This window comes from Bradyrhizobium sp. MI1.3, from assembly GCF_055811695.1.
In genome coordinates this window covers 22434-35128 of the sequence record NZ_JBVVPQ010000070.1, presented here as the reverse complement: position 1 = coordinate 35128, position 12695 = coordinate 22434, and the positions used below count along the sequence as shown (strand labels likewise).

The following is a 12695-nucleotide window of genomic DNA, read 5'->3' as shown; positions in this document are numbered from 1 at the left end:
CGCTGCCGCGTCCACCGCAAGCCCGGCTCGCGAACATGACGACCACAAGATCGCCCCTCAAGGATGAGCCGGGATGGACGACACATACGCCATTTCCGAATTTCGGTAAAGTGGAATATTTTTGTGGGGAGGGGTTGACGGGGTGGCGGGTGTTTTGCCCGACGGGTAGTCCTCCCATAGGTCAAAGCCGCACATGCGAAGCTTGGGGAAATCGTAGCGGGAGACCGCTACGGTGCCAAACCCACGACTGTGGAGGCGCTGTTCGCTTACCGGAGGGCAGCTTAACCCCCGGCCTCGTGCCTTGATAGCCCGCCAGAAGCCGCCGTTCTTACGCGGTCCACGCGCGCCCGCGCATCGATGCAAAAATTCACGATTCCGACCGTATCATTCGGTGCACCTCTCCCCCGCGGAGAGAGGTGATCCGAGTCCTCGCCTTGTACCGATTCAAGCGCGTTCATCCGGTCTAGCTCGGAACAGGGGCTTCCGATTCCAGCAGGGACGCGGCCTTGAGATCGCTCCAGAGCGCGGCTGGCACCGTGGTGGTCAGCGCTGCCACGTTGCGCTCGACCTCCTGCGCATTATGCGCCCCGAGGACCACGCTCGCGACCGCGGGATGACCGAGCGCAAAATGTAGAGCGGCCGTCGGCAGCGCTACGTCATGAGCTGCGCAGATACGCTGGATTTCGGCAACCTTCGAAAGGATCTGCGGCGGTGCGTCCTGATAATTGTACTTGGCGCCCTTGGTGGCGCCCGTCGCCAGAATCCCCGAATTGAACACGCCGCCGAGCAGCACCGCGATGCCCTCCTTCAGCGCCAGCGGCATGAACTCTTCGAGTGCTGGCTGCTCCAGCAGCGAATAGCGCCCCGCGAGCAGCATCACCTCGAAGGATCCGGCCTGCGCGAAGCGCACGCACATCTCGGCCTCGTTGACGCCGATCCCGATGCCCGCGACCACACCTTCGGAACGAAGTTTGTCCAGCGCTACATAGGCCCCGGACATCGCTTCGCGAAACCGGTCCTCGATCGCGTCCTTGCCGTGGGTCCACACATCGACATCGTGGATTAGCAGCAGGTCGATCCGGTCGGTGCCAAGCCGCAACAGCGACTGCTCGACCGAGCGCATGGTGCCGTCATAGGAATAGTCGACGACGGCCCGGTGCGGCTGTCCGCCAACAAATCCGGACCGAGTCTCCGGCTGGTGAAACGGATCCATCCAGCGACCCGTCTTGGTGCAAAGCACCACATCCTTGCGGGGCACGCGCCGGAGCGCCGTTCCGCAGCGATGCTCCGACAGGCCGTTGCCATAGTGCGGTGATGTATCGAGCAGATTGATGCCGAGCTCGAAGGCGCGGCTCGCGGCGGCGATCGCAGTGTGGTCGTCGAGCTCGAGAAAGAGATCGCCGAGCGGTGCGGTTCCGAACCCGAGGATGGAGACTTCGAGACCGGTCCGGCCAAGTGTGCGGCGCGGCAAAGCTGATTGCGAAATCATGGTGGATTGCTCTTCCTTCTTCGCGCCTTGATCGCGCGCTCGTCTCATTGCAGCGACGCGCAGCGTATGTATTTGCCGTCGGGTGTCAACGCGAGGATTGCGGGTCTCGTACAAGACTATTCCGCTCATACATTCGGGTTGCTAAGAAAAGCGGAACCGGCACGCGGGCACTTCACGACCTGCGGCAACGAAGGAGGAACGATGCTCCCCTATGTCACGCACGATCCGCGATTTGCCCGCCTGGTCTTTGGTCACGCCAATCTCGAAAAACTCACCAGCGGCTGCCGCTGGGCCGAAGGACCCGCTTACTTTCCGGCCGGCCGCTATTTGATCTGGTCCGACATTCCGAGCAACCGGATGATGCGCTTCGACGAGACGGATTCATCGGTGTCGGTGTTCCGCTCGCCGAGCTTCAACTCGAACGGCAACACGACCGATCGCGAGGGGCGGCTGGTCACTTGCGAGCACTTCATGCGCCGCATCACCCGGACCGAGCACGACGGCTCCATCACGGTGCTTGCCGAACAGTTCGAAGGGCGTCGGCTGAACTCGCCCAACGATGTCGTGGTGAAATCGGACGGCTCGATCTGGTTTTCGGATCCGACCTACGGCATCGACAGCGATTACGAGGGCCGACATGCCAAATCCGAGATTGGCGCCTCCAACGTGTACCGGATCGATCCAGCGGGCGGCGAGATCAGCCTGGTCGTCTCTGACCGCGTGCAGCCGAACGGGCTGGCGTTCTCGCCAGACGAGAAGCTGCTTTATGTCGCCGATACCGGCGCGACCCACGTCGACGGGCTGCCCGCGACGATCTGGTCCTACAAGGTGCAGGGAAACGAGGTCGCTGAGCCCTCGCTGTTTTCCACCTGCCCCGACGGGCTCTATGACGGATTTCGCTGCGACATCCATGGCAACATCTGGACGTCGGCGGGACGGAGCGTGTTCTGCTACGGGACCGACGGGACGCATATCGGCACGATCCCGATCGGTGAGATCGTGGCGAATGTCTGTTTCGGCGGTCCACGGCGCAACCGCCTGTACATTTGCGGACAGACCTCGTTGTATTCGATCTTCCTCAATACGCGCGCGGCCGTGTAAGCTTAGGCCGGCCATCTAGCTCGTGACGCGTTCGCCCCGCCCGTAGACGAGCAGCATGAAGATGATAACGAGACCATAGATCACCTGGCGGCCCGCCTCCGGCATCTCCATGATCGACAATACGCTGTTCAGGAGCACGATCAGGACGACGCCGATCAGCGTGCCGAGATAGCGGCCGCGGCCGCCGAGGATGTTGGTGCCTCCAATCACGACGGCGGCGATCGAGGGCAGCAGATAGGCGTCTCCCATGCCTTGGTAGGCCTTGGTGGAATAGCCGGCGAGCAGCACGCCCGCGAGCGCGGCAGCAAGGCCGCAGAGCACGAAGCAGACCACCGTGACGCGGCGCGTGTTGACGCCGGCCAGATAGGCCGCCGCCTCCTTGTTGCCGATGGCGTAGATGTAGCGGCCGAGCGACATGCGCTGCAGGATGACGACCACCAGCACGGACACCGCGGCCCAGACGAACAGCGCGTTGGGAATGCCGAGCGTACGATCGCCCGCCAGCATCCGCATCAGGTCGGTCGCCCCGGTCTGCGGTGCGTAGCCGCCAGTATGCGCGACCATCAGGCCGCGCATCACGGCATTCACGCCCAGCGTAAAGATCATCGAGGGGACCCGCAGATACGCGACCCCGACGCCGTTGACGAGCCCGACCAGAACGCCGACCCCGAGCCCGACCGGAATTGCGAGAGGACCGCCGACCGAGGTCGCCATCATGGCCGCGGCGGCGAGCGTCCAGGGCACCGACAGGTCGATCTGCGCGATCAGGATCACGATCATCATGCCGGCCGAGACGATCCCGAGGAACGCACCGATCTGCAATTGCTGCAGAAGATAGGCCGGAGACAACAGGGGAGCGCTGCCGAAACGGGCGAATGTGTAAACCGTACCCGCGACGAGAATGACGACGATGAACGCCGCCGCAATCAGGATCGGGCGGTCGTCGCGCGAGAGACTGAATGAGGCCGCCGTCATCGAAACAGCTCCAGCGTGTTCTTGACGCGTAGCATGCCCAACGCGCCGATGCTGACGGCAGCGAGCAGGATCACGCCCTCGAACAGCGGCTGCAGAAGAGGGGCAATGTCGAAGATGCGGAAGAAGAAGGAAATCACGCGCAAGACCATGGCCCCGAAGATCGACCCGATCGCACTGCCGGTTCCGCCAAGCAGCGAAGTGCCGCCGATCACCACGGAGGCGATCGAGTTGAGCGTATAGGCGCCGGCCTGCGGAATGTCCGCATTCCCAGACGACGTCTGGATAGCAAGGAAGAGACCGCCGCAGCCGGCGAAGAAGCCCGCGAGCGTGAAGGCGGCGATCTTGGCGCGCTCGATCGGAAGGCCGGACATATAAGCCGCGCCCTCGGCCGAGCCGATCGCATAGACGGCGCGGCCGAGAACGGAGCGGCGGAACGGCACCCACACCAGCAGCGGAATGAGAACGAGAAGCACAAAGGGCACCGGGATCCAGGCGAACGGCGCAAACCAGGCAGCCGCGCCATCGTCGAAGATGTGCACGGTCGAGGCGAAATCGCCGAGCGAGTTAGTCAGCGCCCAGTTCAGATCAACATCGATCTTGCCGCCCGGGGTCGGACGCAGGAAAAGCGCGATGCCGATGTAGACCGCGCCGGTCGCAAGCGTCGCGATGATCGGCTGGATGCGCCCATAGACGACGACGCAACCATTGATAAAGCCGGCAGCCGCGCCGATCGCAAGGCACACGGCGATCCCGAGCAGAATGCCGCTCACGCCGCCCGGAAAGGTGCCGAGGCCGAGATGCACGCCGAACATGTCGAGATGCAGCGGCGCACCACCTGCCGCGCCGGTCAGGAGGTAGCTCGCAAAGCAGCCCACCATGGTCATGACCGCTCCGACGGAGAGATCAAGGCCCGACATCAAGACCGGCACTGTCTGCGCCATCGCCAGCATGGCGAGCGCAAAGATTTCGTCGCCATTCTGCACCAGCACGGCGGAGGAGAAACCGCGGGGATGCGCGGCGTTGTAGAAAATGTAGAGGGCACAGAACAACAGGATGGCGGTGACCAGACCGATGTTCTGGCGGATCCTGATCGCGATATCGTCAAGCATGCGCCGCCCCCGCTGCGGTATCGGTGTCGACATTCAGGGAGCTTGCGACAATGTTGGTCTCGGTGAGGTCGTCGCCCTCGAGCTCGCGCACGATGCGGCCGTCATACATGATGACGACGCGGTCGCAGCAGCCGATCAGCTCGTCATAGTCGGTCGAGTAGAACAGGATTGCGGCGCCCTGGTCGGCGAGTTCGCGCATCAGCCGGTAGAGCTCCTGCTTGGTGCCTACGTCGATTCCGCGCGTGGGATCGTTGAGCAGGATGATGCGCGGATCGGTCATCAGCCATTTGGCGAGCACGACCTTCTGCTGGTTTCCGCCCGACAGCGTCGAGACCGCATCACTCGCTGCGTCCAACTTGATCTGTAGCCTCGCGATGGCTCGCTGGATCGCGGTGCGTTCCCGGCCGGTATCGATGAATGGGCCAGTGGAAAGCGCGTCGAGCGATGCGATCGCAAGATTGTCCGCGATCGACATCGGCAGCATCAGCCCTTCGGTCTTGCGGTCCTCAGGGACGAGCGCGATGCCGACCGATTTTGCCGCCGCCGGGGAGCCGGGACGTACTTCGCGATCCGCCACCGTGAGACGACCAGTGACGCCGCGCAAAACACCGAACAGAGCAAGCAACAGGGATTTCTGGCCCTGCCCGTCGAGACCGCCGAGCCCGACGATCTCGCCGGCGCCGATGCTCAGTGAAATGCGATCGAGCTGCCTCTCCCAGCACAGGTTCTCGAGCGCCAGCACCGGCTTCGCGGCATTTCGCGCAGGCTTGGGCGGATACTGGGCCGCGATGTCACGCCCGATCATGAGCTGGATGATATCGGCGGTCGAACGCCTCCCCTTGTCGAAGGTCTCGATATGGCGGCCGTTGCGAAACACCGAGGCGCGGTCGGCGAGCGCCTCGACCTCGTGCATGCGGTGCGAGATGTACAGGATTGCGACGCCCTCGGCCTTGAGCCGTGCCAGCATCGCATAAACCTTCTCCACATCGGCGCTCGTCAGTGCCGATGTCGCCTCGTCGAGGATAAGCAACTGCGGCCGCTTGCCGAGCGCCTTCGCGATCTCGACCACCTGGCGCCTCGATAGGGGCAGATCGCGCACGCGCCTCAGGGGGTTGACGTCCTCACAGCCGATCTCGGACAACAGTTCTTCGGCGCGGCGGCGCTGGGCCTTCGCATCGATCAGGCCGAACCGCCGCGGCGGGGATGCAATGGAGATGTTGTCCGCGACCGAGAGGTCGGGCATCAGCGATAGCTCCTGAAAGATGCAGACGACACCGGCTGCATTCGCCGCCGACGGCGTGGCGAAGCTGACCTCGCTCCCCGCGAGGCGCATGCGGCCGCTGTCGGGCTGCACCACACCGGCAATGATCTTGATCAGGGTCGACTTGCCGGCGCCGTTCTCGCCCAGCACGGCGTGGATCTTGCCGCGCTCGCAGGCGAAATCGACCCCTTCCAGCGCCCGAACGCCGGCATAGCGCTTGGAGATGCCGGCAAGCTCCAGGAAGGCGGATTGCGTCGGGTCGGCAACCGGCATGCCCGGGCCTTCACGCGACGGCGGCCCGGCGAATGCCGGGCCGTGACAGAGACATCGCTGGAGCCGTCACTGGGTGTTCTTCTCGCTCTGCGACATGATCTCCGGCGCAGTGAAGTTCACGCCGCACGGCGTGAACTGATTCGGCGCGAAGAAGTTGGCATTGAGCTCAGGCCAGTAATTCGTGCCCGGCTTGAGATCCTTGTAGGTCGCCACTGGAATCGGGATCGAGATCAGCTGCGGCATAATGCTGCCCTGCAGCGCCGAGATCGCCGCCTTGGTCGCGATCGCCACCAGCGCCGGCGACTGGCCGTAGGACATTCCCTTCAGTCCGTCCTTGGCGTGATCGGCGATCTGCTTGCGGTACTCGTTCTCGCCCTCACCCGACATCGGCACAAAGGGATGCTTGGCAGCCATCAGCGCCTGCACGGTGCCGTCGGATCCGCCCTGGGTGAATACTCCATCGAAATGGCCATGCACTGCTAGCGCATCCGCAGTCACCTTCTGCGAGGTGCCGGTGTCCCAATTACCCACCACCTCGGTGATTTTGAAGCTGTTGCCGGGCGATTCTATTACCTCGCGGAAACCGAGATGACGGTCGCGGTCGACGGAATTTCCCGGCAGGCCGCGGACTTCAAGGATGTCGCCGGATTTCTTGCCGCTCTCGTCGATCAGCCATTTGGCCGACATACGGCCCATTTCCTTCTGGTCCTCGTTGACCATCATCACCTTGTCGGTGTCGAGGACGTTGTCGAACGGCACCACCACGACGTTGTTCTTGTCGGCAAGACGGATGATGCGATCAAAACCGTCGGGAGCGACCGCAATGGTAACGATTGCGTCGAAGCCTTGGTTGATGAAGTCCTCCATCGCGCCAAGTTGCGCCGCCACATCGGTCCCGGTGGAAACGACCTTGAACTCCTTGATGTTCTCTTTGATACCCGGCTGATCGGCGAAAGCCTTGGCAGTCTTCACCATCTGGATGCGCCAGGTGTTGCCGACAAAACCGTTGACCAGCGCGATCCTGTAGGGGCCCGCCTTCTTGGGCCACTGAAAGAATTTGGTCTCGGACGACCATGGCTTGAAGCAGGCGGGGTCGGCGCCCGGGCCGGAGACGACCTTAGGACCTGCCAGAGCACTCACCGATGACAACAGCAAGCCGGCGCAAGCCAGCCCCGTCAGACGAAGCGTCCACACCATGTCGTGTCTCCCTGAGCGTTTGTGTTCCACCCTAACGCGGCGCGTAGCCATGCCGGGAATTGACCTTCCCGTGCGCGTGTTGCGTTAGGATGGCACGCAACTTGCGATGCTGACAAGCCGAGGGCGGACGCTCCGGCGCGAGACACGATCTGCACGCACGGCCAACCGACGACAATTGCGGGAAGCAGAAAACGTAACAATGACAGTCGGATGTTCGTGGGCGGCAAGGGATTGTGCAACGGCGAAGCTGGCCGTGGCCGGCCTTTCATGGTGGCATCCACGCGCGTCACGAAAAAAATGACACTCAGGGAAAAGTGTGAATCGCGACGCGAAGCCGAACGAAGCCCGCTTGCTGAAGCTGGGTTGAAGCCAGAAGCCCGGACTACTTGCTTTCGTCCGGCAGGGTCGCGTAGCGCTCCTTCGCTGAGATGATCGCTGTAGGAACGCCGATCGCTCGCAGCTCCTCACTCAGCAGCTCGAAGACGCGATCAGGTATCGCACTGCGACGTGGCTGGCGAACATCTCGCTTGCTTGACACGTTCTGGAGTGCCGGTCTCTAATCTCCCTCAAGGTCCTGCGGTTGGACAGGCAACTCTTTCTGCCCCCAAGCAAGAACAGGCTCGACTGCCCCCACCCATCGACTCTCAGATCGAGGGTGCGGAATCCAAGATAGTTTCCTGGGAGGGAACAATGGACAGACGTCAGACGCTCAAGCTGATCGGTGGTACGGCCGCGTTTGCCGGTGCCGGTTTTCCGGGCCTTGCCTTTGCGCAAGCCCAAAAGGAAATGGTCACGGTCGTGAAGATCGCGGGAATTCCGTGGTTCAACGCACTTGAAAAGGGAATCCAGAAGGGTGCGAAGGACTTCAGCATTAATGCCACTATGGTTGGCCCGGCGAACGTCGATCCGGCACAGCAAGTAAAGCTCCTTGAGGATCTGATTGCCAAGAAAGTCAACGTGATCGGCTTGGTCCCGCTTGATGTAAAAGTCTGCGAGCCCGTGCTGAAGCGCGCCCAGGCCGCCGGAATCAAGGTCATCACGCATGAGGGTCCGGAACAGGAAGGTCGTGACTGGAATGTGGAATTGATCGACTCCGTTCGCTTCGGCGAGGTGCAGATGGAACGTCTCGCCAAGGACATGGGCGGCGAAGGTGATTATGTGGTCTATGTCGGGACTCTTACGACGCCGCTTCACAACAAATGGGCCGATGCCGCGATTGCCTACCAGCAGAAGAATTTTCCGAAAATGAAGCTCGTCGCCGACCGCTTCCCCGGCGCCGACGAGATCGACACCAGCCAACGCACGACGCTCGACGTGATCAAGGCCTATCCGAACCTGCGTGGTATTCTCGGCTTCGGTTCGAATGGACCTATCGGGGCCGGAAATGCTGTGCGTCAACAACGCCTTGGCAAGAAGATCGCCGTGGTCGGCACCGTGCTGCCGAGCCAGGCGAAGTCGCTTATCGCGGACGATACGATCCGCGAAGGTTTTCTGTGGAATCCCACCGATGCGGGTTACGCGATGGTCGCGGTGGCCAAACTCGTGCTCGATGGCAAACCGATCACGGATGGCGTCGATGTACCCGGCCTTGGCAAGGCAGCCGTCGACGTTGCAGGAAAGCAGATCAAGGTGGACAAGATCATGCGCATCAACAAGGAAACCATCGACGGGTTGATCGCCGGAGGGCTCTAGGCCGACACCCGTTTAGTCGCCTCATCGCGCTGCATTCCCGGCCCTTCCGGTCGGGAATGCAGTACCACTCGAGTGATCGCACGATCGAACGTCCATTGCAGGCGAACCTTTGGCGACTTTCCTGGAGATGTCCGACATATCGAAGCGCTTCGGCGGCGTGCACGCGCTCCGCGGCGTCGATTTCACTCTGGAAGTCGGCGAGGTGCATTGCCTGGTCGGTGAAAACGGCTCCGGAAAATCCACACTGATCAAGATCATTTCGGGCGTCGAGGCAGCGGAGCCTGGCGGCCGCATCGCAATTTCCGGCAAGGAATATCCCAAACTAAACCCGGTCTACTCCACGCATTGCGGCATTCAGGTCATCTACCAGGATCTTTCGCTATTCCCCAACCTCACCGTCGCCGAGAATATCGCGATGGCGCACCATCTTGGCGGCCTCCATTCGGTGAACTGGGCCTCAATGCGCGCCACCGCGAAGACCACAATGGCAAGGATCGGCGTCGAGTTCGACCCGGACGCGAAAGTCTCAGAGCTCAGCATTGCCGGACGCCAGCTGATCGCGATCTGCCGCGCCTTGGCTGCGGATGCCAAACTCCTGATTATGGATGAGCCGACGGCATCGTTGACCCGCCACGAGGTGAACGCCCTGATCGCGCTCGTAAGGGAGCTGAAGCGTGCTGGCATCTGCGTCGTTTTCGTCAGTCACCGTCTCGACGAGGTGCTTGAAATCGCCGAACGCGTAACGGTACTGCGGGATGGCGCCAAAGTCGGTACTTTTGCTGCAGACACAATCGACGGTGGGAAACTCAGCCATCTGATGACCGGTAAGTCCTTCGAGTATCAGGTACAGGCGCCTGAGCTTGCCGCTGGCCCGGTCGTGCTGGAAGTGAAGGGCCTTGGCCGCCAGGGTGAGTATGAGGATGTAAGCTTGCAGTTGCGCGCAGGGGAAGTGGTGGGTCTCACCGGTCTGCTCGGCTCGGGTCGAACCGAACTCGCGCTATCGCTGTTCGGCATGAAGCCGCCCGACCGCGGCACCATCGCGCTTGACGGGCAGCCGATCGCGCTCCGGACAAATGCCGAGGCGATCGATCGAGGGATCGCCTATGTATCCGAGGATAGGCTTACGCTTGGTCTCATCCTGAATCAGTCCGTCACGGCGAACGTCACGCTCACGGTGCTGGAACGTCTGGCTGGCGCATTCGGCCTGATTGCCGCAGGCGCGCGACAGAGCCATGTGGCTCGGTGGGTTGCCGAACTCGGGATTAAGGTCTCCAACCCGGCCAACGCGGTGAAGACCCTCTCCGGGGGCAATCAGCAGCGGGTCGTGCTCGCCAAATGGATGGCGACCAGCCCGCGGGTGCTTATCCTCGATAGTCCTACGGTGGGCGTCGACATCAGCGCCAAGGACGGAATCTATGAAATCATCCGGCGGCTGGCCCGCGACGGCGTTGCGGTGCTGATGATATCAGACGAAATCCCGGAGGTCCTTTATCATAGTCATCGCGTGCTGGTGATGCGGGAAGGACGTTTGACAACCGATGTGGCTGCCGCAGCCACTTCCGAAGATGCGCTTCGGCAGGCCGTCAATGCCTGAATCGCGCATTGCATCATTTGGGAGGTTTCGTCGCAGCCATGAGTTCTGGCTGCTGATGGTAATCCTCGGGCTCTGCGCCAGCTTGGGCTTCGCGAATGCCCAATTCCTGACCGTGCAGAATCTGTTTGATCTGCTGACCTCCTACGCCTTCGTCGGCATCCTGGCGCTCGGACTATTGGTCGTGCTGATCGCCGGGGGTATCGACATCTCGTTCACCGCCACCGCGTCCGTGGCGCAATATGTCACACTCTCGCTTGCCAATGCTTACGGCGCGAACTGGATCAGCGTCTTTGCGATCGCGATTGGGATTGGCGGTGCGCTGGGTGCCCTCAACGCGATCTTCATCCAGAAACTTCGAATACCATCGATCATCGTTTCGGTCGCAACTCTGAACATTTTCTATGGACTTCTGATCTTCTTCACCGGCGGCAAATACATCTATTCGTTGCCCGACTGGTTTGCGACCGGAATATTCTGGTTCGAATTCGAATGGGGCAAGGATAGCTCGTACGGCATCAACCTGCAGATCCTTGCGCTCGCGCTGGCGTTTCTCGTCACCTGGCTCCTGCTTAATCGAACTAATATCGGCCGGCAAATCTATGCCATGGGAGGCAATGCCGACGCTGCACAGCGGCTCGGCTTCCACATTTTCGGTCTCAACATACTGGTCTATTGCTACATGGGTGTCATGGCCGGAATCGCCTCCCTGATCCAGGCACAACTCGCGCAATCCGTTGCCCCGACAGTGCTGGTAGGCAAGGAACTCGATGTGGTCGCCGCCGTCGTGCTGGGCGGCGCCAGCTTGATGGGCGGCGTCGGCACAGTCCTCGGCACGTTTTTGGGCCTGACACTGCTCGCGGTGCTCCAAAACGGAATCATTTTGTTGGGCGTTTCGTCCTACTGGTCGCCGTTCTTCGTCGGTTTGGTTATTCTCATTTCGGTCTCAGCGACCGCCTGGTCCCAGCGAGAGCGGCGAACCCGGAGCGCGCGCCGATGAGCAATGCGCCCGCCCTCTCGCTTCGCCGGCGTATGGTCGGCCTCGCCGGCAGCGGCACGGTCACCACCCTCACCCTGCTGTTGTTCGCGCTCTGGGTGGCGTTCGCGATCACGATCGGCGACCGGTTCTTCTCGGTCAACACGCTGCAATCCATGGCTTTCCAGATGCCCGAACTCGGCATCCTCTCACTTGCGATGATGCTGGCCTTGCTATCCGGCGGACTCAACCTTTCGATCATCGCGACCGCCAATCTGTCCGGACTGACCATCGCCTTCCTGCTGACGCACTACATCCCGGGGAGTCAGGGCCTTGCCTGGGTCGGCATTCAGGTGCTGGCGATCGCTGCAGGATTCGCAGTGGCCGCATTGGTCGGCCTCCTCAACGGTTTTGTCATCGCCTATCTCGGCGTTTCGCCGATCCTGGCCACGCTCGGCACGATGACGCTCTGCAAGGGCATCGCGATCGGCCTGTCGCGCGGTAACGTCATCTCCGGATTTCCGGAGCCCATTGTATTTATCGGCAATGGAACGGTTTTCGGGGTACCCTTTGCTTTGATCGTACTTGTGTTCTGCGCCTTGCCCGTCGCGCTCATGCTGAACGCGACGCCGTTCGGGGCAAAGGTTTACATGATCGGCTCGAACGAGAAGGCGACCCGCTACTCCGGCGTCGATACACGCGCCGTCCTCCTCAAACTCTATGTGTTTTCCAGCTTGCTCGCGGGCGTGGCAGCGGTGGTCATGTTGGCACGTTTCAATTCGGCCAACGCAGCATACGGCGAGAGCTATCTGTTGGTCACCATTCTCGCGGCCGTCCTCGGCGGCATCGATCCGTTTGGTGGCTTCGGCAAAGTCGGCGGGCTATTGCTTGCGCTGATCATCCTTCAGGTGATCTCATCGGCATTCAACCTTCTGAACCTCAGCCAATTCCTCACGCTGGCGATCTGGGGTGGAATCTTGATTGCCGTCGCGGCGGTTCCTCATTTCGCCGGCAAAGCGCCGCGGTAGCCA

The 12695-nt window shown here is 61.7% G+C and carries 10 protein-coding genes; 5 read left to right on the top strand and 5 right to left on the bottom strand.

The features are described from left to right. Positions 1-463: 463 nt before the first annotated feature. Positions 464-1489, bottom strand: a complete 1026-nt coding sequence (locus tag AC0L3A_RS33030; RefSeq protein ID WP_354127189.1) for an aldo/keto reductase — start codon at positions 1487-1489, stop codon at positions 464-466. A 201-nt stretch (positions 1490-1690) separates the two neighbouring features. Here AC0L3A_RS33030 and AC0L3A_RS33025 point away from each other — a divergent pair, with 201 nt between their 5' ends. Beyond that, the gene (locus AC0L3A_RS33025) at positions 1691-2590 is read left to right on the top strand and encodes an SMP-30/gluconolactonase/LRE family protein (RefSeq protein WP_219681620.1); all 900 of its coding nucleotides are present in this window, start codon (positions 1691-1693) and stop codon (positions 2588-2590) included. A 15-nt stretch (positions 2591-2605) separates the two neighbouring features. Here AC0L3A_RS33025 and AC0L3A_RS33020 read toward each other — a convergent pair whose 3' ends face one another. The 4 genes from AC0L3A_RS33020 to AC0L3A_RS33005 all read right to left on the bottom strand — a co-directional run bounded on the left by AC0L3A_RS33020 (position 2606) and on the right by AC0L3A_RS33005 (position 7405). Further along, complete coding sequence (locus tag AC0L3A_RS33020) at positions 2606-3565, bottom strand: ABC transporter permease (RefSeq protein WP_007596117.1); 960 nt, start codon at positions 3563-3565, stop codon at positions 2606-2608. Then, the gene (locus AC0L3A_RS33015; RefSeq protein ID WP_007596118.1) at positions 3562-4674 is read right to left on the bottom strand and encodes an ABC transporter permease; all 1113 of its coding nucleotides are present in this window, start codon (positions 4672-4674) and stop codon (positions 3562-3564) included. The genes AC0L3A_RS33020 and AC0L3A_RS33015 overlap by 4 nt, the downstream gene beginning before the upstream one ends. Continuing rightward, the gene (locus AC0L3A_RS33010) at positions 4667-6208 is read right to left on the bottom strand and encodes a sugar ABC transporter ATP-binding protein (RefSeq protein ID WP_473255909.1); all 1542 of its coding nucleotides are present in this window, start codon (positions 6206-6208) and stop codon (positions 4667-4669) included. Before AC0L3A_RS33010 ends, AC0L3A_RS33015 begins: the two co-directional genes overlap by 8 nt. A 66-nt stretch (positions 6209-6274) precedes the next feature. After that, positions 6275-7405, bottom strand: a complete 1131-nt coding sequence (locus tag AC0L3A_RS33005) for a sugar ABC transporter substrate-binding protein (RefSeq protein WP_007596120.1) — start codon at positions 7403-7405, stop codon at positions 6275-6277. Positions 7406-8095: 690 nt separating this feature from the next. On the opposite strand from AC0L3A_RS33005, the gene AC0L3A_RS33000 reads away from it, so the two are divergent. The 4 genes from AC0L3A_RS33000 (at position 8096) to AC0L3A_RS32985 (ending at position 12692) form a co-directional block, all read left to right on the top strand. Continuing rightward, positions 8096-9097, top strand: coding sequence for an autoinducer 2 ABC transporter substrate-binding protein (locus AC0L3A_RS33000; protein ID WP_219681623.1), 1002 nt, complete (start codon positions 8096-8098; stop codon positions 9095-9097). A gap of 109 nt (positions 9098-9206) precedes the next feature. Further along, positions 9207-10691 carry a sugar ABC transporter ATP-binding protein gene (locus tag AC0L3A_RS32995; RefSeq protein WP_473255908.1) on the top strand — a complete coding sequence of 495 codons (1485 nt, stop codon included), beginning with the start codon at positions 9207-9209 and terminating at the stop codon, positions 10689-10691. Further along, on the top strand, positions 10684-11688 hold the full coding sequence (locus tag AC0L3A_RS32990; protein WP_007596125.1) for an ABC transporter permease: 1005 nt from the start codon (positions 10684-10686) through the stop codon (positions 11686-11688). Before AC0L3A_RS32995 ends, AC0L3A_RS32990 begins: the two co-directional genes overlap by 8 nt. Beyond that, positions 11685-12692, top strand: a complete 1008-nt coding sequence (locus tag AC0L3A_RS32985) for an ABC transporter permease (RefSeq protein ID WP_007596126.1) — start codon at positions 11685-11687, stop codon at positions 12690-12692. Before AC0L3A_RS32990 ends, AC0L3A_RS32985 begins: the two co-directional genes overlap by 4 nt. Positions 12693-12695 lie beyond the last annotated feature (3 nt).